Annotated in this window: 25 protein-coding genes; 8 read left to right on the top strand and 17 right to left on the bottom strand. The window is 73.6% G+C overall.

Features of this window, described 5'->3' with window-relative positions; genetic code table 11:
• Nucleotides 1–11: 11 nt before the first annotated feature.
• A complete protein-coding gene (locus ABVB68_RS17855) occupies nt 12–1,043 on the bottom strand; it encodes an anti-sigma factor family protein (protein WP_353602032.1) in 1,032 nt (343 codons plus the stop codon).
• Nucleotides 1,040–1,747 carry an RNA polymerase sigma factor SigE gene (sigE, locus tag ABVB68_RS17850; RefSeq protein ID WP_353602031.1) on the bottom strand — a complete coding sequence of 236 codons (708 nt, stop codon included), beginning with the start codon at nt 1,745–1,747 and terminating at the stop codon, nt 1,040–1,042. The genes ABVB68_RS17855 and sigE overlap by 4 nt, the downstream gene beginning before the upstream one ends.
• A gap of 126 nt (nt 1,748–1,873) precedes the next feature.
• On the opposite strand from sigE, the gene ABVB68_RS17845 reads away from it, so the two are divergent.
• Nucleotides 1,874–2,680 carry an O-methyltransferase gene (locus tag ABVB68_RS17845; protein ID WP_353602030.1) on the top strand — a complete coding sequence of 269 codons (807 nt, stop codon included), beginning with the start codon at nt 1,874–1,876 and terminating at the stop codon, nt 2,678–2,680.
• Between the two features lie 174 nt (nt 2,681–2,854).
• Here the strand turns inward: ABVB68_RS17845 and ABVB68_RS17840 are convergent, their stop codons facing one another.
• The gene (locus ABVB68_RS17840; protein ID WP_018544333.1) at nt 2,855–3,022 is read right to left on the bottom strand and encodes a DUF3117 domain-containing protein; all 168 of its coding nucleotides are present in this window, start codon (nt 3,020–3,022) and stop codon (nt 2,855–2,857) included.
• 372 nt (nt 3,023–3,394) lie between these two features.
• Between ABVB68_RS17840 and chcB the strand changes: the two genes are divergently transcribed.
• Nucleotides 3,395–4,198: a 2-cyclohexenylcarbonyl CoA isomerase gene (gene chcB / locus ABVB68_RS17835; protein ID WP_353602029.1), complete on the top strand. Its 804-nt coding sequence runs from the start codon at nt 3,395–3,397 to the stop codon at nt 4,196–4,198.
• A 188-nt stretch (nt 4,199–4,386) separates the two neighbouring features.
• On the opposite strand, the gene ABVB68_RS17830 is transcribed toward chcB, so the two are convergent.
• Nucleotides 4,387–4,974 carry a DNA-3-methyladenine glycosylase I gene (locus ABVB68_RS17830; RefSeq protein WP_353602028.1) on the bottom strand — a complete coding sequence of 196 codons (588 nt, stop codon included), beginning with the start codon at nt 4,972–4,974 and terminating at the stop codon, nt 4,387–4,389.
• On the bottom strand, nt 4,971–5,327 hold the full coding sequence (locus tag ABVB68_RS17825; protein WP_353602027.1) for a DivIVA domain-containing protein: 357 nt from the start codon (nt 5,325–5,327) through the stop codon (nt 4,971–4,973). Before ABVB68_RS17825 ends, ABVB68_RS17830 begins: the two co-directional genes overlap by 4 nt.
• 138 nt (nt 5,328–5,465) lie before the next feature.
• On the opposite strand from ABVB68_RS17825, the gene folP reads away from it, so the two are divergent.
• Nucleotides 5,466–6,326, top strand: a complete 861-nt coding sequence (folP, locus tag ABVB68_RS17820; protein WP_353602026.1) for a dihydropteroate synthase — start codon at nt 5,466–5,468, stop codon at nt 6,324–6,326.
• Nucleotides 6,327–6,627: 301 nt separating this feature from the next.
• Here folP and ABVB68_RS17815 read toward each other — a convergent pair whose 3' ends face one another.
• Together ABVB68_RS17815 and dapE are read right to left on the bottom strand one after the other, a co-directional pair.
• Entirely contained in the window at nt 6,628–7,386 is a 759-nt protein-coding gene (locus ABVB68_RS17815; protein WP_353602025.1) for an LOG family protein, read from the bottom strand.
• 171 nt (nt 7,387–7,557) lie between these two features.
• The gene (dapE, locus tag ABVB68_RS17810) at nt 7,558–8,637 is read right to left on the bottom strand and encodes a succinyl-diaminopimelate desuccinylase (protein WP_353602024.1); all 1,080 of its coding nucleotides are present in this window, start codon (nt 8,635–8,637) and stop codon (nt 7,558–7,560) included.
• A gap of 95 nt (nt 8,638–8,732) precedes the next feature.
• Between dapE and ABVB68_RS17805 the strand changes: the two genes are divergently transcribed.
• Nucleotides 8,733–9,725: a VldE C-terminal domain-containing protein gene (locus tag ABVB68_RS17805; protein WP_353602023.1), complete on the top strand. Its 993-nt coding sequence runs from the start codon at nt 8,733–8,735 to the stop codon at nt 9,723–9,725.
• A gap of 285 nt (nt 9,726–10,010) precedes the next feature.
• Complete coding sequence (locus tag ABVB68_RS17800; protein ID WP_353602022.1) at nt 10,011–10,493, top strand: ATP-binding protein; 483 nt, start codon at nt 10,011–10,013, stop codon at nt 10,491–10,493.
• Nucleotides 10,494–10,622: 129 nt separating this feature from the next.
• Here ABVB68_RS17800 and ABVB68_RS17795 read toward each other — a convergent pair whose 3' ends face one another.
• Together ABVB68_RS17795 and fdxA are read right to left on the bottom strand one after the other, a co-directional pair.
• A complete protein-coding gene (locus ABVB68_RS17795; protein WP_353602021.1) occupies nt 10,623–11,720 on the bottom strand; it encodes a bifunctional succinyldiaminopimelate transaminase/glutamate-prephenate aminotransferase in 1,098 nt (365 codons plus the stop codon).
• A 158-nt stretch (nt 11,721–11,878) separates the two neighbouring features.
• A complete protein-coding gene (fdxA, locus tag ABVB68_RS17790; RefSeq protein WP_030746389.1) occupies nt 11,879–12,199 on the bottom strand; it encodes a ferredoxin in 321 nt (106 codons plus the stop codon).
• Between the two features lie 140 nt (nt 12,200–12,339).
• On the opposite strand from fdxA, the gene ABVB68_RS17785 reads away from it, so the two are divergent.
• Together ABVB68_RS17785 and ABVB68_RS17780 are read left to right on the top strand one after the other, a co-directional pair.
• Nucleotides 12,340–13,566: a GNAT family N-acetyltransferase gene (locus ABVB68_RS17785; protein ID WP_353602020.1), complete on the top strand. Its 1,227-nt coding sequence runs from the start codon at nt 12,340–12,342 to the stop codon at nt 13,564–13,566.
• A 28-nt stretch (nt 13,567–13,594) separates the two neighbouring features.
• Nucleotides 13,595–14,461, top strand: a complete 867-nt coding sequence (locus ABVB68_RS17780) for a SirB1 family protein (protein WP_353602019.1) — start codon at nt 13,595–13,597, stop codon at nt 14,459–14,461.
• Nucleotides 14,462–14,465: 4 nt separating this feature from the next.
• Here the strand turns inward: ABVB68_RS17780 and ABVB68_RS17775 are convergent, their stop codons facing one another.
• The 8 genes from ABVB68_RS17775 to ABVB68_RS17740 form a co-directional block, all read right to left on the bottom strand.
• On the bottom strand, nt 14,466–15,080 hold the full coding sequence (locus ABVB68_RS17775; RefSeq protein ID WP_353602018.1) for a response regulator: 615 nt from the start codon (nt 15,078–15,080) through the stop codon (nt 14,466–14,468).
• Nucleotides 15,077–16,261, bottom strand: a complete 1,185-nt coding sequence (locus tag ABVB68_RS17770) for a sensor histidine kinase (RefSeq protein WP_353602098.1) — start codon at nt 16,259–16,261, stop codon at nt 15,077–15,079. Before ABVB68_RS17770 ends, ABVB68_RS17775 begins: the two co-directional genes overlap by 4 nt.
• Before the next feature lie 5 nt (nt 16,262–16,266).
• Nucleotides 16,267–17,007 carry an ABC transporter permease gene (locus ABVB68_RS17765; RefSeq protein WP_353602017.1) on the bottom strand — a complete coding sequence of 247 codons (741 nt, stop codon included), beginning with the start codon at nt 17,005–17,007 and terminating at the stop codon, nt 16,267–16,269.
• Nucleotides 17,004–17,933, bottom strand: a complete 930-nt coding sequence (locus tag ABVB68_RS17760; protein WP_353602016.1) for an ABC transporter ATP-binding protein — start codon at nt 17,931–17,933, stop codon at nt 17,004–17,006. Before ABVB68_RS17760 ends, ABVB68_RS17765 begins: the two co-directional genes overlap by 4 nt.
• Before the next feature lie 133 nt (nt 17,934–18,066).
• Nucleotides 18,067–20,412 (bottom strand): hypothetical protein, encoded by a 2,346-nt coding sequence (locus tag ABVB68_RS17755; protein ID WP_353602015.1) that lies wholly within the window; start codon nt 20,410–20,412, stop codon nt 18,067–18,069.
• 196 nt (nt 20,413–20,608) lie between these two features.
• Nucleotides 20,609–21,025, bottom strand: coding sequence for a DUF6113 family protein (locus ABVB68_RS17750; protein ID WP_353602014.1), 417 nt, complete (start codon nt 21,023–21,025; stop codon nt 20,609–20,611).
• Complete coding sequence (mshB, locus tag ABVB68_RS17745; RefSeq protein WP_353602013.1) at nt 21,022–21,882, bottom strand: N-acetyl-1-D-myo-inositol-2-amino-2-deoxy-alpha-D-glucopyranoside deacetylase; 861 nt, start codon at nt 21,880–21,882, stop codon at nt 21,022–21,024. The genes ABVB68_RS17750 and mshB overlap by 4 nt, the downstream gene beginning before the upstream one ends.
• An 86-nt stretch (nt 21,883–21,968) precedes the next feature.
• Nucleotides 21,969–22,163, bottom strand: coding sequence for a hypothetical protein (locus ABVB68_RS17740; RefSeq protein ID WP_030346161.1), 195 nt, complete (start codon nt 22,161–22,163; stop codon nt 21,969–21,971).
• 164 nt (nt 22,164–22,327) lie between these two features.
• Between ABVB68_RS17740 and ABVB68_RS17735 the strand changes: the two genes are divergently transcribed.
• Nucleotides 22,328–24,460: a S9 family peptidase gene (locus tag ABVB68_RS17735; RefSeq protein WP_353602012.1), complete on the top strand. Its 2,133-nt coding sequence runs from the start codon at nt 22,328–22,330 to the stop codon at nt 24,458–24,460.
• The last annotated feature ends 84 nt before the right edge of the window (nt 24,461–24,544 follow it).

Raw genomic sequence — 24,544 nt, 5'->3', positions numbered from 1 at the left:
GAAGCGACCGGTCAGGGGGCCACTGCCGGGCGGCGCGGCAGGGAGGACGCCGTGGGAGCGGCGGTGGTGTCGGGGACAGGGGCGGACAGCAGGCCGGAACCGGTGAGCCCGAGGAACGCGGACCGGTCGACGAGCGGGAGGGCCACCGACTGGCCCAGCGGACGTATGAGCGGGGACAGGGCGGCCGCGCCGGCCGTGACCGGCGCCGTCAGGCCCCGCATGAACGCGTCCCGGGCCCGGACGGCGTCGGCGGCCGGCGCTCCGGGCAGCAGCGGTGCGGACAGCGAGGTCGGTGCCACCGGCGTCTGGCCGAGCGGTGTCCCGCCCGAGACGCCCGAGGCGAGCAGCGGGCCCACCGGGCGCCGGCGCTGGGTGTCCGGCGCGACCGCCCCGGCACCAGCGCCCGTGCCGGTGCCCGCGGTGCGCGCCGGGATCACGTTGCTGCCGCCGCCGGAGCCGCGGGCCTCGCCGGTCAGGTCGCCGGGGATCGCCGTGGTCATGCCGCCGAGGGCGACCGCGGCGAGCGACACCGCGCCGGCCGCGACGAACGCGAACCGCAGTCCGCGCGAGGCGGAGCGGCCGTCGTCCGGGCGGCCGACGGGATGGATGCGGAAACCGCGCTCCTCGGGGAGGGGTGCGGGGGCGGCGTGGTGCGGACGGGCGGGGACGTACCCGAACGCGAAGCGCTCGCCGCGCCTGACTCCGAAGACGCCGGTGGTCCCGGCGTCCGGTTCGCGGCCGGGGAAGCCGCCCTCGGGCGGCGGCGTGCCGTCGCCGTCCAGGTCGCCTCCGCCGGGGAGGCCCTGGAGACGGGCCAGGAAGCTCTCGGAGGGCGGCGGCGGGGCGGCCTCGGCGAAGACGTTCTTCAGGGCGCGCTGGGCCTCCGCCTCCGCCTTGCAGCGGGCGCAGGTGGCCAGGTGCGCCAGGACGCGCTCACGCGTCTCATGACCCAGCTCTCCGTCCACCAGGGCGGAGAGCCGGTCTCCCAGATGCTGCTCTGCGAGAAGCGCCTTCTCGGCAGGTTTCGGTCGGGATCCACTCACGCGGTCGCGCCCCCTCCCCCCAGAGCGGGGACACGGGTCATGAAGGACCGCCGCTCGGCCGCGCGGGCCTCCGGGGAGCGGTGCGCGAGGGCCTTGCGGAGCTGGGAGCGGCCGCGGTGGATACGGGAGCGGACCGTGCCGAGCTTCACGCCCAGGGTCGCGGCGATCTCCTCGTACGACAGTCCCTCGATGTCGCACAGGACGACGGCGGCGCGGAACTCCGGCGCGAGCGTGTCGAGGGCCTGCTGGACGTCCGCGTCGAAGTGGGCGTCGTTGAACAGCTGCTGCGGGGTGGGCTCACGGCTGGGCAGGCGCTCGGCCGCGTCCTCGCCGAGGGCGTCGAAACGGATGCGCTGCTTGCGCCGGACCATGTCCAGGAAGAGGTTCGTGGTGATGCGGTGCAGCCAGCCCTCGAAGGTGCCCGGCGAGTACGTCGACAGGGAGCGGAAGACACGGACGAACACCTCCTGGGTGAGGTCCTCGGCGTCGTGCTGGTTGCCCGTCAGGCGGTACGCCAGGCGGTAGACCCGGGCGCTGTGTGTGCTGACGATCTCGTCCCACGTGGGCGGAGTCCACGCCTGCCCGTCCGCGTCGGTGGAGAAGGTCGCGGTCTGGGCGGCGCCTGCGGCGGCGGCGTGGCTGTCAGCAGCGGTGTCGGTCACGGATTTCGGCCTGCCCGCCGATCCGAGGAAGCGCCGCAGCACTCCACCCCGATCCTCGGGTGCGGCCGCACCTCCCCTGTCGGCTCTGGTGGTGTCCAGTGGAGCCCCTACCATAGCCATCCCGCCCGTTAGCTCCGGATAAGCGGTTTTACGAGAATTTGATACACGGTGATACGGCTCATACGGCTGCGTCAGCAGTTGCTCGGCGTCGTCATGCACCTCTTACCCCCCGTCGCGTCCCGGGCCACCCGCTCACCCCTTTTAACGCCCGGGCTCATCTGCGGGTTCCCGACGGCAACGGATACAGTCACGCCCAGGCAACCACGGGGACAGGAGAGGGTCATTACCGCCAACCGGCAGACGAGCTGGGCGTTCGCCGACGCCTTTGTCGCCGAGGACGAAGCGCTGCGCTGGGCCCGTGACCGGGCCCGCGACGCAGGGCTGCGCTCGGTGTCGCCCGGCACGGGCGCCGCGCTGCGACTGCTCGCCGCCTCCGTGGACGCGAAGGCGGTCGCCGAGATCGGTACCGGCTGCGGAGTGTCCGGAATCCATCTGCTGCACGGCATGCGCCCGGACGGCGTGCTGACCACGGTCGACCCGGAGCCGGAGCACCAGCAGTTCGCCCGGCAGGCCTTCCGCGCCTGCGGTTTCGCCAGCAACCGGGCCCGGTTCATCCCCGGCGGCGCCCTGGACGTGCTGCCCCGGCTCGCGGACGCGGGCTACGACCTGGTGTTCTGCGACGGGGACCGGCTGGAGTACCTCGACTACCTCGCCGAATCGTTGCGCCTGCTGCGGCCGGGCGGCCTGGTGGTCTTCGAGGGGGTCCTGGCGGGCGGCCGTACGGTCGACTCCGGTCCGCAGCCCACGGAGGTGCTGCGGCTGCGGGAGCTGCTGCGCACGGTGCGCGAGAGCCAGGAGCTGGTGCCGTCGCTGCTGCCGGTGGGCGACGGCCTGCTGTGCGCCGTCAAACGGTGACCGCGGCCCCGGCGAACCTTCCGGCACGGCCGCCGAGCCCTCGAACGCGGCCACGCAAGCCATCGAACGCGGCCGCACGAGCCCTTCGCCGCGGCCGCACGCGGCTTCCGACGTGACTGCCCCGGCACCGCGTGCGGTGCCGGGGCAGTCACGAGGACGGGATCGTTGGGACGATCAGACGACGACCTTCTTCAGGGCGTCGCCAAGCGCCTCGGCCTCGTCAGGGGTCAGCTCGACGACGAGTCGACCGCCGCCTTCGAGCGGAACGCGCATGACGATGCCCCGCCCCTCCTTGGTCACCTCGAGCGGGCCATCACCCGTCCGCGGCTTCATGGCCGCCATGCTCGTTCCCCTTCCTGAAACCAGCTCATCGTCTGCCGACGGCCCAGGGAGGGCCTCGCCGCCCGGAGCGGACACACGTCACCGGCATCGAACACATTGCTTCCAAGCCATTATCCCGCATCGCGGGACCCGATGACCAACATCAGTCGGCATCGCTTGGGCAACGCACCCGAGCAAAACCACTCAATTCGGGGAGCCGGCTGCGATACTGCGCCACCACACGGACCTCCACCGCCCGACTCCGCTCCCGTTTTCTTTGACGCAGGTCACACGTCCGGTCCGGCCCCTGGGCGTCGATCTCCGCCATGCTGTCCCCTGACAGGGGCGTACCGACCGGTACGTCACCAGCCGTGACACCGGAGGGGATGCGCCATGGCCGACACCGTGCTCTACGAGGTGAGCGACGGGCTCGCGACGATCACGCTGAACCGCCCCGAGGCGATGAACGCGCTGAACATCGCGACCAAGGTCGCCCTCCGGGAGGCGGCGGAATCCGCTGCCGCGGACACGGCCGTACGGGCGATCCTGCTGACCGCCGCCGGGGACCGGGCCTTCTGCGTGGGCCAGGACCTCAAGGAGCACATCGGGCTGCTCGCCAGTGACCGGGAGACCGGGTCCGGGCAGACCATGAGCACGGTCAAGGAGCACTACAACCCGATCGTGCGGGCCCTCGCCGGGGCGCCGAAGCCGGTGGTCGCCGCGGTGAACGGGGTCGCGGCCGGTGCCGGCCTCGGCTTCGCGCTCGCCGCCGATCACCGCATCGTGGCCGACAGCGCCTCCTTCAACACGTCGTTCGCGGGCGTGGCCCTGACCGCCGACTCCGGCATCTCCTGGACCCTGCCCCGGGTGATCGGCCCGAGCCGCGCCGCCGACCTGCTGCTGTTCCCGCGCACCATCAGCGCCCAGGACGCGCTGGAGCTGGGCATCGCCAACCGGGTCGTGCCGGCGGCCGAGCTGCGGGCCGAGGCCGAGAAGGTGGCCCGGGCACTGGCCGAGGGGCCGACGGTGGCGTACGCGGCGATCAAGGAGGCGGTGGCCTACGGCCTGTCGCACTCCCTCGACGAGACGCTGGAGAAGGAGGACGAGCTGCAGACGCGGGCGGGGCGGTCCGAGGACCATGCGATCGCGGTGCAGGCGTTCGTGAACAAGGAGAAGCCGAGGTACCTGGGCCGGTAGCGGCACCCGCGGGGCGAGCGGACGGGCGAGGCGACCCCGCGAGGGCGGACCGGCGGGAGCGGACAGGCGAGAACGGGCGACCGAGGCGACCCCGCGAGGGCAGGGCGGCCGGGAGCGGACGACCGAGGCGACCCGCGAGGGCCGGCGGGAGCGGACGCGTCGCATCCGGCGCCGCCCGGTGCGCCCTCCTACCGGGCGCCTCTCGCCATGCAGGTCTCCAGGTGGTCGTCCACCAGTCCGCACGCCTGCATCAGGGCGTACGCCGTCGTCGGGCCCACGAATCTCAGGCCGTGCTTCTTCAGGTCCTTGGACAGGGCCGTCGACTCCGGGGTGACGGCCGGGACGTCCGCGAGGGTCTTCGGGGCGGCCCGGCGCGCCGGATCGGGGGCGTGGGACCAGATCAGCCCGTCCAGCTCGCCCTCCGGCCAGCCGGCGAGCACCCGCGCGTTGGCCAGGGTGGCGTCGATCTTGGCGCGGTTGCGGATGATCCCGGGGTCGGCCAGCAGGCGCTCGCGGTCCTCGTCGGTGAAGGCGGCGACCTTCTCGATGCGGAAGCCGGCGAAGGCCGCGCGGAAACCCGGGCGGCGGCGCAGGATCGTGATCCAGGACAGACCCGACTGGAAGGCCTCCAGGCTGATCCGCTCGAAGAGGGCGTCGTCGCCGTGGATCGGGCGCCCCCACTCCTCGTCGTGGTACGACACGTAGTCGTCGGTCGACAGGGCCCAGGGGCAGCGCAGGGCGCCGTCCGGTCCGGCGAGCGCGGTCCCGGTGGTCATCGCTGGTCCTCCGGGCCGGGCTTCTCCTGGCGGGCGGGTGCGGCGGCGGCGGCCCTGGCCCCGGCCAGCGCGGACTCCAGGTCGGCGATCCGTGCGTCGCGCTCGGCGAGTTCGGCGGCGACCCGGCCGAGCGCGTCGTCGACGTCCGCCATGCGGTAGCCGCGCGGGGCGACCGGGAAGCGCAGGCTCTCGAGGTCCGCCCGGTCCACCGGCCGGTCCTCGGGCAGCGGGTCCCGCAGCCGCTCCGGCGCCACCTCGGGCAGCGGGCCGCTCTCACCGCCGCCGACCACGGCGAGTGTCACCGCGGCGACCACGACGGCCAGCGCGACGACAAGGAACAAGAACATCACCATCGCCAGGGGTCCCCACGCTCGGTACCGGACGCTGCGCCCGGACGCTGAATCTGTCAGGGTCCGATCGTGCCATGCGAATCTGACAGTTAGGGTCACAGGCGGCTGCACTGCGGGACGTACTACGAGAGGTCACAGCGGATGCTCAGGCTGGGCAGGCGGGAATTCGGGCCCCACGAGCCGGTGATCATGGCGATCGTGAACCGGACGCCGGACTCCTTCTACGACCAGGGGGCCACCTTCCGCGACGAGCCGGCCCTCGCGCGCGTGGAGCAGGCGGTGGCCGAGGGCGCCGCGATCATCGACATCGGCGGGGTGAAGGCCGGCCCCGGCGAGGAGGTCACGGCCGAGGAGGAGGCGCGGCGCACGGTCGGCTTCGTGGCCGAGGTACGGCGCCGCTTCCCCGATGTGGTCATCAGCGTGGACACCTGGCGGGCCGAGGTCGGCGAGGCGGTGTGCGAGGCGGGCGCGGATCTGCTGAACGACGCCTGGGGCGGGGTCGATCCGGGTCTCGCCGAGGTCGCGGCGCGCTACGGGGTGGGGCTGGTCTGCACGCACGCGGGTGGCGTACGGCCGCGGACCCGGCCGCACCGGATCACCTACGACGACGTGGTGGCCGACATCCTGGACGTGACCGTGGGACTGGCCGAGCGGGCGGTGGCGCTGGGCGTGCCGCGCCGGTCCGTGCTGATCGATCCCGGGCACGACTTCGGGAAGAACACGCGGCACAGTCTGGAGGCGACACGGCGCCTGGACGAGATGGTCGCCACGGGCTGGCCGGTGCTGGTGTCCCTGTCCAACAAGGACTTCGTCGGCGAATCCCTGGACCGGCCGGTGAAGGAGCGGCTGATCGGCACGCTCGCGACGACGGCGGTGTCGGCGTGGCTCGGGGCGCAGGTGTACCGGGTCCACGAGGTGGCCGAGACCCGGCAGGTCCTGGAGATGGTGGCGTCGATCGCCGGGCACCGGGCCCCCGCGGTGGCCCGCCGCGGCCTGGCCTGACCCAGGGGGCTCTGCCCGCACCCCCGTCCTCGCCCACGGCACCCACCCGTCTCCCTCGGCCGAGAGGGCCGGGGGTCGGGGCGGAGCCCGTGAGGGGCCGGGGGTCGGGGCGGAGCCCGTGAGGGGCCGGGGGTCGGGGCGGAGCCCGTGAGGGGCCGGGGGTCGGGGCGGAGCCCGCGAGGGGCCGGGGGTCGGGGCGGAGCCCGCAAGGGGCTGCGGGCGGCTCCGGGGGCCGCGGGCAGCTCGGCCGAGGCCCCCGGAGGCCGCGGGCAGCCCGGCCGAGGCGCTCAGCGGCCGCGCGTCAGCGGCCCGCCTCCTTGGAGACCAGGGCCACCGCTTCCTCCACCTCGTCCGTCAGGTGGAAGAGCAGCAGGTCCTTCTCCGCCGCCTTGCCCTGCGCGATCAGGGTGTTCTTGATCCAGTCCACCAGACCGCCCCAGTACTCGGTGCCGAAGAGGACGATCGGGAAGCGGGTGACCTTCTGGGTCTGGACCAGGGTCAGCGCCTCGAAGAATTCGTCGAGGGTGCCGAGGCCGCCCGGCAGGACCACGAATCCCTGCGCGTACTTCACGAACATCATCTTGCGGACGAAGAAGTAGCGGAAGTTCAGCCCGATGTCGACGTACGGGTTCAGCCCCTGCTCGAAGGGCAGTTCGATGCCGAGCCCCACCGAGGTGCCGCCCGCCTCGGACGCACCCTTGTTGGCCGCCTCCATCGCGCCCGGGCCGCCACCGGTGATCACCGCGAAGCCGGCCTCCACCAGCCCCCGGCCGAGCCGCACGCCCGCCTCGTACTCGGGCGAGTCCACCGGCGTACGCGCCGAACCGAACACGCTGATCGCGGGCGGGAGTTCGGCGAGCGTGCCGAAGCCCTCGATGAACTCGGACTGGATGCGCAGGACCCGCCAGGGGTCGGTGTGGACCCAGTCCGAGGGCGCCCGCTCGTCCAGCAGCCGCTGGTCGGTCGTGCTGGGCGTCACCTGGGACCGCCGCCGGAGGACCGGCCCGAGCCGCTGCTCGTCCGGCGGCTGCTTCTTCCCCTCGGGGTTTCCGGTAGCCATGTGCGCTCCCTCCGCTTGCCGGTAGTTCCACCTCAGCCTAGATCTACGCGGGTTACGGAGGGGGGACGTCGGCATGTCCGGCGCGCAGCGGCGCCCGGCACAGCCCTGGGCCCGGTCTGACACTTCGCGTCTGCCGCGCTTCGGGCGACGACGCGCATTGTCAGACCGGACCTAGGCGGTGAGCCAGTCGCGCAGCCGCTCCTCGCCGGTGAGGATCTTCCCGGTCGCCACGCGCTCGTCCCGCTTGTGCGCCAAGTGCGGGTTGCCCGGGCCGTAGTTGACCGCCGGAATGCCGAGCGCGGAGAAGCGGGAGACGTCGGTCCAGCCGAACTTGGGCCGCGGGGTGCCGCCCACCGCCTCGATGAAGGCCGCCGCGGCCGGGTGGGAGAGGCCGGGCAGCGCGGCGCCGCTGTGGTCGTCGATGACGAACTCCTCGACCCCGCAGTCCGCGAACACCTCGCGGACGTGCGCGATCGCCTCCTCCTCCGTGCGGTCGGGGGCGTAGCGGAAATTGACCGTGACCACGCACTCGTCGGGGATGACGTTGCCCGCGACCCCGCCCCCGATGCGCACCGCGTTCAGTCCCTCGCGGTACTCCAGGCCGTCGATCACCGGGTAGCGGGGTTCGTAGGAGGCCAGCCGGGCCAGCACGGGGGCCGCCGCGTGGATGGCGTTGGAGCCCATCCAGCCGCGTGCGGAGTGCGCCCGCTCCCCCTTGGTCCGCAGCAGCACCCGCAGGGTGCCCTGGCAGCCGCCCTCGACCTCGCCGTCGGACGGCTCCAGCAGGATCGCGAAGTCGCCCGCCAGCCAGTCCGGGTGCGTCTCGGCGACGTGCTTGAGGCCGTTCAGCTCGGCGGCGACCTCCTCGTTGTCGTAGAAGACGAACGTCAGGTCGCGGTTGGGGGCCGGGACCGTGGCCGCGATGCGCAGCTGCACCGCCACGCCGGACTTCATGTCGCAGGTGCCGCAGCCCCACAGCACGCCGTCCTCGTCGAGGCGGGAGGGCACGTTGCCGGCGATCGGGACGGTGTCGATGTGGCCGGCCAGGATCACACGCTCGGAGCGGCCCAGGTTGGTGCGGGCGATCACGTTGTTGCCGTGGCGGTCGACCGTCAGGTGCGGCAGGGCGCGCAGGGCGGTCTCGATCGCGTCCGCGAGCGGCTTCTCGGTGCCGCTCTCGGAGGGGAAGTCCACGAGCCGCGCGGTGAGCGCGGCGGCGTCGAGCGTGAGGTCAAGCGAGGTGTCGGCCATGCTCACGACCCTAGCGCGGCCCCCGGCGGGGCCATGGCCGCGGCGCTGCGCGTACCCCTCGTGAGCCCCGCGGCCGGCTCCAGTACCTTGTACGCGTGTCAGAGCCGTCCCCCACCCGTCCCAAGCGCCGCGGCCGCCTCATCCGTTTCGCCGCGGCCCTGTTGGTCCTGTGCGGCGTGGCCGCCTACCTCGTGGTGCAGTACGTCACCGGAGGCGGCGGAGCGCGCGGCTGCAAGGTGGTCCCGGCCTCGGGCCACGGATCGTCGTACGAGTTCACGCCGGAGCAGGCGGAGAACGCGGCGACGATCGCCGCCGTCGGCACGGGACGCGGGATGCCCCGGCGGGCCGTCGCCATCGCGCTCGCCACCTCCCTGCAGGAGTCGGGCCTGCTCAACATCGAGCACGGCGACCGGGACTCGCTGGGCCTGTTCCAGCAGCGGCCCTCGCAGGGCTGGGGCACCGAGCGGCAGATCATGGACCCGGCGTACGCGGCGGGCATGTTCTACGCGCACCTGGCCAAGGTGCCGGACTACCCGGACCTGCCGCTCACGGTGGCCGCGCAGCGGGTGCAGCGCAGCGGCTACCCGGAGGCGTACGCCAAGCACGAGCCGGACGCCACGCTGCTGGCGGCGGCCCTGACCGGGTACGCGGCGGCCACGCTGACCTGTGACGGACGTCCGCGGCACGCCGCCCCGGCGACCGGTCCGCAGGCGGTACGGGACGCGCTGGTGCGCGACTTCGGGCGGGACGCGCTGCAGGAGACCGGTGCGGAGGTGGGCGGTGCGCCCGTGCCGTCGCCGTCTCCCTCGCCGAGCGTGACCGCGACCGCGCACGGGCGGACGGTGACCGTTGCGGTGTCCGGGAGCGCGAAGCCGGACGCGGCCGGGCGTCCGGAACGGGAGCGGGGCTGGCAGCTGGCGCAGTGGGCGGTGGCCAACTCCTCGGCGCTGCACATCGAGCGGGTGTCGTACGCGGGCCGGGAGTGGAGCGTCGGCGGTACGAGCGACCAGTGGCGGACGGTGCGTTCCGACGGGGCCGGCGGTGCGCAGAGCTCCGCACAGGCCGTCCGGATCGTGACCGGACAGTAGTACGGGCCCTCACTCCGACGGGTTGTGCGGCCGGAGTTCGCCCGCTCGTCCGGGCGAACCGCCCGCCGGTTCCGGGATCCCTTGGAAATCAAGGGCCGTAAGGATTCTGCGGGGCGACCCGCGGACGTTCTTTGCCCGTTTTTATCCACACCTGATAATGCGATGCGTTATCCATTCTTTACCTGAGGCGTCCGCAACCTTCGCGGGCTTCGAGCGGTAGTCACGGCGTCCGAGCCCGGACACGAGCCCGGACACACATCGTTTTCTCCCGTCGAATGGAGCATCATGTCCCTCCCCCTGACCCGCCGGATCGCCCGTGCCGCGCTGCTCGTCGCAGCGGGAGCGGCAGCCGGGGTCGGTGCGGCCGGCTCCGCCGGTGCGGCCACGAATCTGCCGGCGGCCACCCCCGAGCTGGGCGGTCTGACCGCCCTGGACGGAGCCAACGTCGGCAACACCGTCGACGGTGCCGCGCAGCACACCACCTCGCTCGCGGGTGACGCGGGCAGCAAGGCGGTCAAGCAGGCGGTGCCGGCCGCCGGCAAGACCGGCGGCGGTGCCGTGAAGAAGACGGCGCCCGTGGCGCAGAAGGCCGCAGGGGACGCGGCCGGGGCCGCCGGCGGTGTTCTGGGGGACACCGCGTCGACCGCGACGAAGGGCGGCCTGCCGACGGACGCCCTCACCAAGGGCGGACTGCCCACCTCGTCCCTGCCCACCTCGTCCCTGCCCACCTCGTCCCTGCCCACGCAGGGTCTTCCGCTGGGCGGCTGAGGCCGGCTCGGCCTGACGGCGAACGGGGCCCGGGGACTTCCCCGGGCCCCGTTCGCCTGCGCGACCGCCGCCGTGCCGCCGGCCACGACCACCACTGCCTCCACGGCCGTCACCGCGGCCGTCGACGGTTCAGGCCGACAGGCGGGCCACCGCCGCCCGGATCCGTTCGTCCGTGGCCGTCAGCGCCACGCGTACGAACCGCTCGCCCGCCTCGCCGTAGAAGTCCCCGGGAGCCACCAGGATGCCGAGGCCGGCCAGGTGGCCGACCGTGTCCCAGCAGGACTCGCCGCGGGTGGCCCACAGGTAGAGGCTGGCCTCGCTGTGCTCGATGCGGAAGCCGTGGCCGAGCAGGGCCGTCCGGAGCAGGTCGCGGCGGGCCGCGTAGCGCTCCCGCTGGACGTGGACGTGCTCGTCGTCGCCGAGGGCCGCCACGACGGCCGCCTGCGTCGGCGCGGAGGTCATCATGCCGCCGTGCTTGCGGATCTCCAGCAGGGGGCCCAGGACGGCCGGGTCACCGGCGACGAAGGCCGCGCGGTAGCCCGCCAGGTTGGAGCGCTTGGAGAGCGAGTGGACGGCGACGATGCCGTCGTAGGAGCCGCCGTTGACGTCCGGGTGCAGGACCGAGACCGGGTCGGCCTCCCAGCCCAGTTCGAGGTAGCACTCGTCGGAGACGAGCAGCACGCCGTGCTCGCGGGCCCAGGCGACGATCGCGGTCAGGTCCTCCTTGGACAGGACCTGTCCGGTGGGGTTGGACGGGGAGTTGAGCCACAGGAGCTTCAGACCGGCCGGGTCCAGGTCGCGCGGGTCGTCGTAGACCTCGTACTCCGCCCGGGCCAGGCGGGCGCCGACCTCGTAGGTCGGGTAGGCCAGGCGCGGGTAGGCCACCTTGTCGCCCGGGCCGAGGCCGAGCTGGGTCGGCAGCCAGGCCACCAGTTCCTTGGAGCCGACGACCGGCAGGACATGGCGGTGGGTGACGTCCCGGGCGCCCAGACGGCGCTCCAGCCAGCCGGTGATCGCGTCACGCAGGGCCGGCGTACCCCACACGGTCGGATAGCCCGGGGAGTCGGCCGCGTCGACGAGGGCCTTCTGGATCAGCTCGGGGACCGGGTCGACCGGGGTGCCGACGGAGAGGTCGACGATGCCGTCGGGGTGGGCCGCGGCGGTCTTCTTGTACGGGTCCAGCTTGTCCCAGGGGAAGGCGGGCAGGCGGTTCGAGACTGTGGACACGGTCTGTGGCTCACTTTCGTCTGATGCGGCAAACGCCTCGGTCCCGTACGGCGGCGATCGGGCGATCAGGCCGTACGGGACCGAGGCGGCGGTGGCGTCCCCCCGGTCCGGGGTCGAGCCGGTGACCGGGGGAAGCGGGCCGCTTGGCGCTTAAACGGTCACTCGCCCTGCGGCGGCAGCGCGGCGACGAAGGGGTGGTCGCGCTCGATCAGCCCCAGCTTGCTGGCGCCGCCGGGAGAGCCCAGCTCGTCGAAGAACTCGACGTTCGCCTTGTAGTAGTCCTTCCACTCCTCCGGAGTGTCGTCCTCGTAGAAGATCGCCTCGACCGGGCAGACCGGCTCACAGGCACCACAGTCGACGCATTCGTCCGGGTGGATGTACAAGGACCGCTGGCCCTCGTAGATGCAGTCGACCGGGCACTCCTCGATGCACGCCTTGTCCTTGACGTCGACACAAGGCTGCGCGATGACGTAGGTCACGCTGTCGTTCCTCCTCGATAGGGCGCCGGCGGGCCTCCTCAGGCTCCGCCGCCTGGCGCGCGGGAGCGCGGCGTCGTCGATGCCCGCCCCTAGTATCTCCGTTCCGGAGCGTGATCCGAACAGGAGGGGTGAACTGACCAGTGGAAATCTCGGCAGCAGGACGCCTGGAAGTCCGAATTACCCCTGCTGACGTGGGCAAACGAGTGTCGGTACGGCGCTTGGGCGAACCCGGAGGGTCGCGGGAGAAGTTCACTGACACGGTGGGTGTTCTCACATCATGGGATGATGCCGTGCTCATGATCACACGACGGGACGGACGAAGTGTCCGGATCCCGGAATCCGCGCTGGTGGCGGGGAAGGTGGTGCCGGCCGCACCGGCCCGCCGCAGGGGTCCGGCGGCGAACTATCCGGAACTCGCACGGATCACCTCGCGCGGGTGGCAGCCGCTGGAGAGCGAGCGGCTCGGCGAGTGGGAGCTGCGGGCGGCGGTCGAGCCGGGTCCGCCCGACGGCGGTGCCGCGGGGCCTCCGACAGCGGGCGAGCGGCCGGCCGGGGCGGTGGCCGGGCCGCGGACCGGCTTCACGCGGCGGGCCAACAGCGTGCTGCCCCTCGGTGATCCCGGCCTCCCGCTCGACGCGGCCCTGGCGGCCGTACGACGCTGGTACGGCGAGCGTGGCCTGCCCGCGTACGTGCAGACCGCCACCGGCGCCGAGGGCACACAGGAAGTGCTGTGCGCGGAGCTGGAGCGGCGCGGCTGGGTGCGGGAGGTGACCGCCGAGGTGTGGACCGGTGCCCTGGCGCCGGTCGCGGACCGGGCGGAGGGCGCGGACGTGCTCCTGTCGCGGGAGGCGGACGCGTCGTGGCTCGCGCGGTACCGGCGCAAGGGAGTGAGCGAGGTGGCCCTGCGAGTACTCGGCGGAGGTCCGTCGGTGTGGTTCGCGTCCGTGGCCGGAGCCCGGGGTGAGCCGCCGGCGGCGATCGGGCGGTGTGTCGTGGACGGGCGGTGGGCCGGGTTCGCCGCGGTCGAGGTCGACCCCGCCCGGCGGCGGCAGGGGCTCGCCACGGAGGTGATGGCGGCGCTGGCCCGGCGCGCGCAGGAGGAGGGCGCGTCGGCGGCCTGGCTGCAGGTCGAGACGGACAACGAGGGCGCGCGTGCGCTGTACGCCGCGCTCGGTTTCACACCGCATCACGCGTACCACCATTACCGTGCCCCGCAAACCCACCAGGCCGCCGGACCGGCACCGGCGCCGGGCGCGGCCTGCGGGCCGGGGCCGACGGCGGGCGGCGAGCCGGAGCCGACGGCGGGCGGCGAGCCTGAGCCGACGGCGGGCGGCGGGCCGGGGGACTCCGGCGGCGGGACGTCGTAGCGAGCGCGTGGAAGGACAAGAGCCTGTCATGGATCGTCCGTACCTGCCGCCGCCGTACCCGCCCCCGCCGGAGCGGTCCGCCCAGCTGCGGCGGCGCTTCGCCGAGGAGGCCCGCTGCGAGCGCCCGGACCTGTCGGCGCTGTGCCTGCTGATCGGCGCCGACGCGGACGGCTCGCTGGACGAGGGCGGCATCGACGCCGCGCAGCTCGAGCTGGACCGGCTGGCGGGTGAGCTGCCGTACCGGCCCGGCGGCCCGCGCGCGTGGGCCGAGGCCGTACGGCGGCTGCTCGGCGCGCGGCACGGGTTCCACGGCGTCCCGGCCGACTACCAGCGGCTGGAGTCCTCGCTGCTGCACGAGGTGCTGCGGCGCAGGCGCGGGCTGCCGATCCTGCTGTCGGTGGTGTGGATGGAGGTCGCCCGCAGGGCCGGGGCCCCGGTGTACGGGGTCGCGCTGCCGGGGCACTTCGTGGTCGGCTTCGGGGCCGCCGGGGAGCGGGTGCTGGCCGACCCCTTCGACGGGGGCCGCGTGCTGACCGGTGACGACGCCGGGTTGCTCGTGGCGGGTGCCACGGGCGCGCCGCTGGACGAGTCGATGCTGCGGCCCGCGCCGTCGCTGGAGGTCGTCCAGCGCGTCCTGAACAACATCCGGGCCTGGGCCGCCGCCCGGCCGGAGATGTCGGACGTCGCGCTGCGGGCGGTGGAGCTGGCGCTGCTGGTGCCCTCGCATCCGGCGCGGCTGCGGTACGAACGCGGGCAACTCCTGGTCCAGCGGGGCCAGTTCGTCGCGGGAGCCGAGGAACTGGAGACCTACGCCGACCTGATCGAGGTCATCGACGAACCGGCCGCCCACAAGGTGCGGCAGCAGGCGCACACCGCCCGGGCGATGCTCAACTGACCCGTCACAGCCAGCCCTTCTCCCGTGCCGTCCGTACCGCCTCGGTCCGGTTGCGTACCGCCAGCTTCTGGATCGCGGTGGAGAGGTAGTTGCGCACCGTGCCCTGGGAGAGGTGGAGGGCCTTGGCCAGTTCGGCGTTGGTGGAGCCGTCGGCCGCGGCGCGGAGCACCTCGCGCTCGCGTTCGGTGAGCGGGTTGGCGCCCTCGGCGAGCGCGGCGGCGGCGAGCGTGGGGTCGATGACCCGCTCCCCGGACAGCACCGTGCGGATCGCCGCGGCGAGTCGGGCGGCCGGGGCGTCCTTGACGAGGAAGGCGTCGGCGCCCGCCTCCATGGCGCTGCGCAGATAGCCGGGCCGGCCGAAGGTGGTGAGGACGACGAGCTTGACCGCGGGGTGCGCGCGGTGCACCCGGGCGGCCGCCTCGATGCCGGTGCAGCCGGGCATCTCGATGTCGAGCAGCGCCACGTCCACGTCGTGCGCGGCGACGGCCGCCAGCACCTCGTCCCCGCGCGCCACCTGGGCGACGACCTCGATGTCGTCCTCCAGGCCGAGCAGCGCGGCCAGCGCCTCGCGGACCATCGACTGGTCCTCGGCCAGCAGGACCTTGATCGTGCTCGTCATGCCCCGGATCCTACGTGCCCGGCCGGGGCCGCGGGCACGCGGGCGACCAGCCGGAACCCGCGCTTGACCCGGCCCGCCTCCAGGCTCCCGCCGGTCTTCTCCAGCCGCTCGGTCAGCCCGGTCAGCCCGTTGCCGGGGCCGTTGCCCGGGCCACCGGATCCGTTGTCCTCGACGCAGAGTTCGAGCACCGGCCCGTCCAGGGTCTGCCGGCTCAGCAGCTGTACGACGCAGCGGTCGGCGCCGCTGTGCCGGACCACGTTGGTGACCGCCTCGCGCAGCGCCCAGGCGAGGGCCGACTCCGACTCCTCGGGCACGCCCGCGACTTCGGGTTCGGCGGGCACCTCGGCCGCGACCCCGGCGGCGGTCAGGGCGACCTGCGCGCCGGCGAGTTCGGCGGCGAGCCGGCGGCGCCGGTAGCCGGTGACGGCCTCCCGGACGTCGACCAGGGCCTGCCGGCTGACCTGTTCGATGTCGGCGACCTGCTGGGCCGCCTTGTCGGGGCTGCCGGGCAGCATCCGGCCCGCCAGCTCGCTCTTCAGCGTGATCAGGGAGAGCGAGTGGCCGAGCAGGTCGTGCAGGTCGCGGGCGAGGCGGAGCCGCTCCTCGTTGGCGGCGAGCTGGGCGACGGTGGCCCGGGCCTTGCGCAGTTCGACGGTGGTGCGCACCAGCTGGCCGACGCCGGTCATCGCGAACCCGATGAGGACGACGAGCAGGAGCAGGCCGCGGGCCTCCTTCTCGTCGAAGCGCAGGCCGATCAGGTACATCACCACGCCGGAGGCCGGGATGGCCCAGTAGGCCGCCCGCAGCGGGAGGGTGGCCCCCCAGGCGACCGACAGGTAGACGAAGAGGCCCAGCCAGGCGCTGCCGAGGGTGTAGGCCAGCGCGCAGGCGAGCACACCGAGGATGCCGCCCAGGCCGAGCACGACGCGCGGGGCGAACGGCCGGCCCATGTTGCGGTAGACCAGCGTCAGATAGACCCCGACGAAGACGGCGAGGCCGAGGGCGCCGGCCACGGTGGCGCCGGTGGTGTGGCGGCCGCCCACCAGGTCGTCGACCGGGGAGCTGAGGAAGACCAGCCAGACCCCGATCCAGAGCGTCTTGACCAGCAGCTCGCGCCGGTTGCGGGGCGGCCAGCCCACCGGTGTGGGTGTCGGCATCGCCGTCTGCCGGTCTTCCGTCATCGTGCTCACGCCTTCAGCGTGTCCTTCCGGTACAGCCAGGCCGCACCGCCCGCGAACAGGACGAAGTAGGCGGCGAGGACGGCGATGTCCGTGGTGTGCGGGGCCCGGCTCTGTTCGATGGCCCGTCCCAGGGAAGCGTACGCGTGCGTGGGCAGCCACTCGGCGATGTCCTGCAGGACCTGCGGGAAGGCCGTCGACGGCATCCACAGGCCGCCGAGGAGCGACAGGGCGAAGTAGACGATCATCGTGATCGGGCGGACCGCGTCACCGGACGCGAGGTATCCGATGGCGACGCCGAGCGCGGCGAAGACGAGGCTGCCGGCCCAGATGACGCCGGTGAGGGCGAGCCACTGCCAGGCGTCGAGGCGGACGTGCTTGACGCCGGCCGCGACGAGGAACACCACGACGATGGAGGGCAGGCTCACCACCGCCGCGCCGGCGGTCTTGGCGAGCACGTAGCCGTGTCCGGGCAGCGCGGTCAGCCGCAGCTGCCGTACCCAGCCGCTCTCGCGTTCCTTGGCGATCCGCTCGCTGTTGCCCATCAGGACGGCGGTGAGGGCGCCGAACGAGGCCATGGAGACCATCAGGTAGGTGGCGACGGTCAGGGCGGCGCCCTGGACCTTCTCGCCGGTGCCGGCGCTGCTGGAGAAGATCAGGTAGATGATCGAGGGGTAGAGCACCGAGAAGAACAGGAACTTCTTGTTGCGCAGGGCGCGGGTCAGTTCCAGCTTGATGAGCGCGGTCATGACTGCCTGGCCTCCTCGGCCTCCGTGATGGCGACGAAGGCCTGCTCCAGGCCGAGGCCGGCGACTTCGAGATTGCGGGGATAGACACCGAGGCCGTACAGCGCGTGGACGGTCGCGTCGGCGTCGGTGGACTGGAGGCGGACGGTCTGCCCGGACACGTCGAACGAGGTGAGGAACGGCAGGGCGCGCAGGGCGCTGTCGTCGATGGCGCCCGCCAGGTCGAAGGAGACCCGCCGGGCTCCCGCCCTGGCCTTGATCTCGGCGGCCGTGCCGTCGGCGAGCAGCCGGCCGCGGTGCAGCACCAGGACCCGGTCGGCGATGGCGTCGGCCTCTTCGAGGTAGTGGGTGGCGAACAGGACGGTGCGGCCCCGGTCGGCCTGTTCGCGCATGGTGGCCCAGAAGGCCTGGCGGGCGGAGACGTCCATGCCGGTGGTGGGCTCGTCCAGGATGATCAGGTCGCTGTCGCCGGCCGTGGCGAGGGCGAAGCGGACGCGCTGGACCTGACCGCCGGAGAGCTTGTCGACCTTGCGGTCCGCGAACTGGGTGATGCCGGCGCGGGCGAGCACGTCCGAGGCCCGGTACGGCTTCGGGTGCAGGGAGCAGGCCAGTCCGACCAGTTCGGCGACGGTGACCTCGTCCATCAGGCCACCGCTCTGCAGCATGGCACCGATCCGGCCCGCGACGATGGCCTCGCGCGGGCTGGTGCCGAACACGCTCACCGTGCCGCCGTCGGGCTGCTTGAGCCCGAGGAGCAGGTCGAGGGTGGTGGACTTGCCGGCCCCGTTCGGGCCGAGGAGGGCGACGGTCTCGCCGGGGTGGAGCCGGAGCGAGAGCCCGTCGACCGCCCGTGTGCTGCCGTACGTCTTGGTCACCTGGTCGAAGCCGACCACCGGGGTGGTGGCGGCCGGCGCCGCTGTCGTCGTCATGACGTCCATGCTGGCCGCAGGGGTCCCCGCCCCGGCAGTGCCGCCGGTCCCGAGTGCCGGATGACAGATGTCATGCGGATCGGGTGACGGGGACGGCGGGGGGCGTCTCGCGGACGCCCCCCGGTACGGCGGGTCAGCTCGGGTTGGTCTGGATGACCGCGACCCGGTTGGTCCTGCTCATCAGCGCCGGGCGCAGGGCTCCGTAGACGTCCTCGGGCGTGACGGGCGTCTTCTTGCCGTTGCCGCGGGTGATGAGGACGTGGTCGAACGCCCCGCCGTAGAGCTGCTTCAGGGCGGCCAGGTCGGGCTTGTCGACCAGCTTGCCGTTGACGGACGTCACCTTCAGGAATTTCCACAGCGACTTCTGCGGGCTCATCAGCACCGAGTGCGCGGGGTCCGTCATCACCGTGACGGGTCCCGCCATCGCCGGTTTGGCGAAGTCCCGCATCTCGCGGTCGACCTCGGCGTCGGGCACCGTGGGCCGGCTCGTGGTCGTCGGGACGGTGACCGGGGTGGCCGTGTCCGTCTCGACGAGCGTGCGGTAGGCCGCCTCGACCGCCTGGGCGGACCGGGCGGAGTCGACGGCCTTGCCCACCCTGCCGTAGACCGCGACGGCCTTGCCGGCCTCGAAGCGGATGGTGCCGTCCGTGACCGATCCGGAGCCACCGCCGGCGTGCTGGAGGGCGGCCTGCAGCTTCTCCTCGTCCACCGGCATGACCGGTTCGACCACGCGATTCTCCCCGAAGAGGGAGCCGATGACGTGGACCGGGTTGTAGTCGCTCTTCGCGGCCTGGCTCACGGTGGCCTGGAAGTCGAACTGCAGCCCCGCGTTCTCCGGCGTGAGGGTGACCGTCCGGCCGCCGACGGCCAGCTTCAGCGGCTTGTTCACCCGCTTGCCGAAGGCGTCGTCGAGCTTCCTGACGGCGTCGTCGCGGGTGCCGCCGCCGATGTCGACGCCGAGCACGGTGGTGCCCTTGGGCACGTCGGTGCGGTTCATCAGCAGCCCGGCGCCGTAGGCACCGCCCGCGACGACGACCACGGCGACGGCGAGCAGCACCAGCTTGCTGCGGCCCTTCTTCTTCGGCTTGGCCGTCGCCTTGGGAGCGGCGGCCGGCCGGGGTGCCGTCTGCGCCGCCGGGCCGCCGGGGTGCCCGGCGGAGCCGAACGGGGCGGCACCGGGGACGACCGGGATGCCGCTGGTGACGGTGTGTCCGGAGACGTTGTCGGCGGCCGGGGACCGGTAGCCGGGCGCGCCCGGGTCGGCCGGCTTCTGCGGGGTGAGGATCGCGGTGTCGTCGCTGAGCCCGCCGCCGGGGCCGCGTCCCGCGGGGCCGGCGCCCGGCACACCGGGGCCGGCGGGGCCGTCGAGGTCGGCCAGAGCGCTGCGGGCGGGCGGGGTGCTCTGGCCGCCGGGGCCGCCGTAGCCGGCCGGGCCGCCGGGGCTGTCGAAGGCCTCACCGGCGGCCGGGCCGAGGCCGCCGGCCGGTGGGACCAGGGTGCCGTCGCCGGTGACCGGGCCGCCGGTGGGCCCGGCCGGGCCCTGCTGGCCGCCGAGGCCGCCGGGCCCGTTGAAACCGCTGGTGCCGCCAGGTCCGTTGGAGCCGCCCGGGCCGCCCTGCCCGCTGAAGCCGCCGGGACCACCGGTGCCGCCGGTGAAGCCGTCGTAGTCACCGCCGCTCGCGCCCGCGCCGCCGAAGCCGTCCTGGCCGCCGCCGTTCTCCGCGAAGTACGGCAGGGCGTCGCGGCGCTGTTCGCCGCCGGACGCGCCCGGGCGGGAGCCGCCGAGGGGGCCCGCGGTCAGTGCCTCGGTCACGTCGAACGAGCCGGTGCCGCCGCCGTGGCCGGGGGCGACGGGGCCGCCGGTGGCACCGGGCAGGCCCTTGCCGTTGGTGGCGCCGGCGCGCGGGGTGCCCGGCACGCTCATGGAGCCGACCACACCGCCGGGGCGACCGCCGCCGCGTGCGCCGGTGGTACCGGCCGCACCGGATGCTCCCGCGCCACCCGTACGGGCGCCGGACGGGCCGGCGGGTGCGGAACCACCCGGGGCACCGGCCCCGTTCGTGCCGCCGCCGCCCGGACCGCCCTTGCCGGGGGCGGACTTGCGGGGCGCGAACCAGTCGCTGGTCTTCTCCTCCGCCTGCGGCGCGCTCTCGGCGGGGGCCTCGGCGGCGCGGGCGGGCGTCCGGTCGGGCGCGGGCCGCGGGTCGGCGGCGGGCGTCTCGTCGCCGGTGGTGTCGGTGTCCCCGACGGGCTTGCGCACGACGACCGGTGGGATGGGCCGCGATCCGGGGATGTTGATCCTGATCCGGGTCGTCAGCGTGGTCTCGGTCTTCTTCTCCTCGGGCCGCGTGCCGGAACGGCCCGCGTCCGGGCCGTCTTCGGAAGCCATGGGGGTCCCGTACGGCGGCGTGCCGGAGGGGTACGCGGCTCCGCCGCGCCCGTTGGGCCCGGAGGACGGAGTGTCAGTTTCACGACTCAAGGCAGGTTCTCCCAGTTGGCTCCACCGCCCGTTGCGACCTCAACTCTCTGGGGTCCCCCCGACTCGCGCGAAATCGAGTGCTTGGGGGAGGCTCGGCGGCGCGCACCACCATACTGGCCACTTCTGGCGCTTATCCCATGACCGCCGAGGAAACCCACACCGGACTCCCACGTGCGCCGCCCGGCGAAGTGGTACGTCACTTCTCAAGTCGGGCAGAGCCGGCGCCGGGTTGCCTCCCGGAGCCAAGGGTGGCGCAGATCACAGCGAGGGCCATGCCGCCGAGGAGGAAGAGGTAGGAGCCGCCTCCGGCGCCGAAGAGGAAGTCCCCTTCCGGGCGCGCGGTGGTGAGCAGGACGACGGCGACGATCCAGCCGGCCGCCGGTGCCACCGCCCCGGCCCGGCCGCCGGTGGCCTGCGCCCCGCCGAGGAACAGTCCGGCCGCGCCCGCGAGGGCGAGCAGCAGCCCGCCCGGGAACCAGGCCGGCTGCACGAGGGTCCCGGCGAGTCCCACGACCGCGCCGAGCAGGAAGAGCCCGACGTAGGCGGCCACCCGTCCGGCGGAGGGGCGCCGCAGCGGCTGGGCGAGCAGCGAGCCCTGTCCGGCACCGCTCATGCCGCCTCCCCCGTGTCGAGCCCGGCGAACAGGTCGCTCTCGCCGGGCTGTCCGGGTCCGCGCACCAGCTCGTAGTACTCGGTGGTGAACAGCGGCTGGGCGAGCGCGTTGGAGAGCGCGAAGTAGGGCTCGGCCACCTCGATCTGGGTGGCGTGGGCGCGCATCGCCGCGGCCTTCGCGGAGCCGTGGGCGGCGCCGTCGATCGCGGTGCTGATCCGCTCGTCGTCCACGACGCCCGGCACCTCGTCCAGGGCCGCGCTCTTGTCGAACGGCAGCACGGGCAGCTCGTCCCGGAGGCGGGCGAAGGCGGCCTCGGCGACGGAGCGCGGGACGCGGTTCCAGTAGACCTTGGCGATGCGGTGGCCCCGCTCGGCCGCGAGGTCCACGGCGCGCATGGCGACCCGGTGGGCCTGGATGTGGTCCGGGTGGCCGTAGCCGCCGTTGTCGTCGTAGGTGACGAGGACCTGGGGGCGGACCTCCAGGATCACCTCGGTGAGACGGCCGGCGGCCTCGTCCACGTCGGCCTGCCAGAAGCAGCCGGGGTCGTCGTTGTCGGCGGTGCCGAGCATGCCGGAGTCGCCGTACCGGCCGGCGCCGCCGAGCAGCCGGGAGTCGCTCACGCCCAGCTCGCGCAGGGCGGCGGCCAGCTCGCCGCGCCGGTGCGCGCCCAGCGCGGGTCCGGTCAGATGCCGCAGCTCCGGCGGGATGACCTCGCCCCGCTCGCCGAGGGTGCAGGTGACCAGGGTCACGTGGGCACCCTCGGCCGCGTACCTGGCCATGGTCGCGCCGTTGTTGATCGACTCGTCGTCGGGGTGCGCGTGCACGAGCAGCAGACGCCGGGAGGGCAGTTCCGTCATGGGACCACCCTACGAGGTCCCGGCCCGGGGAACCGCTGCCGCGAGGGCGCCGCGGCGACGCCCCTGGACCACCGCGGCCGGGGCCGTCAGAACTTGATGCTGCCGATCATGCTCGCGACGTTCGTCGTCAGCTCGCTGATCGTGGGAGCGACGGTCGAGGAAGCGAGATAGAAACCGAGCAGCATGCAGACGACCGCGTGGCCGCCCTTCAGTCCTGACTTCTTGATCAGCAGGAAGACGATGATCGCCAGCAGCACCACCGCCGAAATCGAGAGTGCCACGGCGGCTCACCTCCAAAGATCGCGAGATCCAGATCAGTTGAGCAATTCCAAGCGGTCGCCGGCAGGTTCATACCCACACAGCGGTAGTGATCATAACTATCCGTACTCGCGCATCGCTCGGCGCACGGCCGCACAAGGGGGCGCATGGCCAATATGGTCGGGGTATGACGACCGAGGCTGACTCCTTCCCCCGCCGGCACGCCCGGACCCAGCGGTTCACGCTCGGCGCGCCGCGTGCGTTCACCGTGGCACCCGACGGTTCGCGTGTCGTGTTCCTGCGTTCGGGCTCCGGCACGGACCGGGCCAACGCCCTGTGGGTACTGGACCTGCCGGACGGCCGGGAGCGCCTGGCGGCCGGGCCGGATGCCCTCCTGGAGGGCGCCGCCGAAGAGCTTCCGCCCGAGGAGCGGGCGCGCCGGGAGCGCAGCCGGGAGGGCGGTGCGGGCATCGTCGGCTACGCCACCGACACCGCCGTGGAGTTGGCGTCTTTCGCCTTGTCAGGCCGGCTTTTCACGGCCGGGCTGCGGGCCGGGGACACGCGCGAACTGCGCGTTGCGGGGCCGGTGATCGACCCGCGTCCGGCGCCCGACGGCCGGCACATCGCGTATGTGGCGCGGGGTGCGCTGCGGGTGGTGGAGGCCGAGGGCGCCGGCGACCGGGCGCTCGCGGAACCGGAGTCGGAGAACGTGACCTACGGCCTCGCGGAGTTCGTCGCGGCCGAGGAGATGGGCCGGACGCGGGGCTTCTGGTGGGCTCCGGACTCCGGCCGGCTGCTCGTGGCGCGGGTGGACGACACGCCGGTGCAGCGGTGGTGGATCGCGGACCCGGCCAACCCCGCGCGGGAGCCGAACAGGGTCGCGTACCCCGCTGCGGGCACCCCCAACGCGGACGTGCGGCTGTTCGTGTGCGGTCTCGACGGGGAGCGCACGGAGGTCGCGTGGGACCGGTCCCGCTATCCGTACCTGGCCCGTGTGCACTGGTCACAGGCGGGTGCGCCGCTGCTGCTCGTGCAGGCACGGGACCAGCGCAGCCAGCTGTTCCTCGCGGTGGACCCGGACACCGGCGCGACGCGCATGGTGCACGCCGATGAAGATCCAACATGGCTGGAACTGTTCCCCGGCGTGCCCTGCTGGAGCCCGTCCGGGCACCTGGTGCGGATCGCGGACGAGGGCGGCGCCCGGGTCCTGGCGGTCGGCGAACGCCCGTTGACCAGGGGGCAGTTGCACATCCGGGCGGTACTGGACGTGGGCGCCGACGACGTACTGGTTTCCGCCTCGGCGGGCGCGGAGGCCCAGACGCCGGAGATCGGCGAGGTCCATGTGTACCGGGTGAACGAGCTGGGCGTGGAGCGCGTGTCGCAGGAGCCCGGCGTGCACTCGGCGGTACGGGCCGGGGACGTGACCGTGCTCGTGTCCGCCACGCTGGACAGGCCGGGCGCCCGTGTCCAGGTGCTGCGTGACGGAAAACCGGCGGCCACTGTCCGGTCGTACGCCGAAGATCCCGGTATGTCCCCTCGGGTCACGCTCACCGAGGGGGGCGCACGCCGAATTCCGTGCGCCGTGCTTATGCCACGTGACTACCACGGTGACACTCCCCTGCCGGTGCTCATGGACCCCTACGGCGGTCCGCACGGCCAGCGGGTCGTCGCCGCGCACAACGCCCATCTGACCTCGCAGTGGTTCGCCGACCAGGGCTTCGCGGTGATCGTCGCCGACGGCCGGGGCACCCCGGGCCGCTCGCCCGCCTGGGAGAAGGAGATCCGCGACGACGTGGCGGCCGTCGTGCTCCAGGACCAGGTCGACGCACTGCACGCCCTCGCCGACCGGTACCCGCTGGACCTGGACCGGGTCGCCATCCGGGGCTGGTCCTTCGGCGGCTATCTGGCCGCGCTGGCGGCGCTGCGCCGCCCGGACGTCTTCCACGCGGCGGTGGTCGGTGCGCCCGTCACCGACCTGCGGCTGTACGACACCCACTACCAGGAGCGCTACCTGGGCCTGCCGGACGAGCAGCCGGAGGTCTACCGCCGCAACTCGCTGATCGACGACGAGGGTCTGGTCGACCCGGCGCAGCCGCACCGCCCGATGATGATCATCCACGGCCTGGCGGACGACAACGTGGTGGTCGCCCACTCCCTGCGGCTGTCCTCCGCCCTGCTGGCCGCCGGCCGCCCGCACGAGGTGCTGCCGCTGTCCGGGGTGACCCACATGACCCCGCAGGAGACGGTCGCCGAGAACCTGCTGCTGCTCCAGGTGGACTTCCTGCGGCACGCCCTGGCGGAACGCGGCGCATCCGCCTGAACCGCGTTAACGCGCGGGCAACTTCGCGGAAGCGGCACCGAGACACGGACGCGGGAGGCTGATCCGCGTACGGCCGTGCGGGTG

Origin of the sequence: Streptomyces sp. NPDC096012, from assembly GCF_040426375.1 — a bacterium.
GTDB lineage: Bacteria > Actinomycetota > Actinomycetes > Streptomycetales > Streptomycetaceae > Streptomyces.
This window is presented reverse-complemented; position numbering and strand designations above follow the sequence as displayed.

Excerpts from the sequence above, each read along its gene's own strand:
- ABVB68_RS17735 (WP_353602012.1), top strand. The coding sequence starts at position 22,328 with ATGACGACCGAGGCTGACTCCTTCCCCCGCCGGCACGCCCGGACCCAG.
- ABVB68_RS17750 (WP_353602014.1), bottom strand. The coding sequence starts at position 21,025 with ATGAGCGGTGCCGGACAGGGCTCGCTGCTCGCCCAGCCGCTGCGGCGC.
- ABVB68_RS17830 (WP_353602028.1), bottom strand. The coding sequence starts at position 4,974 with ATGACCACCGGGACCGCGCTCGCCGGACCGGACGGCGCCCTGCGCTGC.
- folP (WP_353602026.1), top strand. The coding sequence starts at position 5,466 with ATGCTCAGGCTGGGCAGGCGGGAATTCGGGCCCCACGAGCCGGTGATC.
- chcB (WP_353602029.1), top strand. The coding sequence starts at position 3,395 with ATGGCCGACACCGTGCTCTACGAGGTGAGCGACGGGCTCGCGACGATC.
- ABVB68_RS17825 (WP_353602027.1), bottom strand. The coding sequence starts at position 5,327 with ATGGTGATGTTCTTGTTCCTTGTCGTCGCGCTGGCCGTCGTGGTCGCC.
- ABVB68_RS17815 (WP_353602025.1), bottom strand. The coding sequence starts at position 7,386 with ATGGCTACCGGAAACCCCGAGGGGAAGAAGCAGCCGCCGGACGAGCAG.
- dapE (WP_353602024.1), bottom strand. The coding sequence starts at position 8,637 with ATGGCCGACACCTCGCTTGACCTCACGCTCGACGCCGCCGCGCTCACC.
- ABVB68_RS17770 (WP_353602098.1), bottom strand. The coding sequence starts at position 16,261 with ATGACGGAAGACCGGCAGACGGCGATGCCGACACCCACACCGGTGGGC.
- ABVB68_RS17800 (WP_353602022.1), top strand. The coding sequence starts at position 10,011 with ATGTCCCTCCCCCTGACCCGCCGGATCGCCCGTGCCGCGCTGCTCGTC.
- ABVB68_RS17775 (WP_353602018.1), bottom strand. The coding sequence starts at position 15,080 with ATGACGAGCACGATCAAGGTCCTGCTGGCCGAGGACCAGTCGATGGTC.
- ABVB68_RS17765 (WP_353602017.1), bottom strand. The coding sequence starts at position 17,007 with ATGACCGCGCTCATCAAGCTGGAACTGACCCGCGCCCTGCGCAACAAG.
- mshB (WP_353602013.1), bottom strand. The coding sequence starts at position 21,882 with ATGACGGAACTGCCCTCCCGGCGTCTGCTGCTCGTGCACGCGCACCCC.
- ABVB68_RS17780 (WP_353602019.1), top strand. The coding sequence starts at position 13,595 with ATGGATCGTCCGTACCTGCCGCCGCCGTACCCGCCCCCGCCGGAGCGG.
- ABVB68_RS17840 (WP_018544333.1), bottom strand. The coding sequence starts at position 3,022 with ATGGCGGCCATGAAGCCGCGGACGGGTGATGGCCCGCTCGAGGTGACC.
- ABVB68_RS17760 (WP_353602016.1), bottom strand. The coding sequence starts at position 17,933 with ATGACGACGACAGCGGCGCCGGCCGCCACCACCCCGGTGGTCGGCTTC.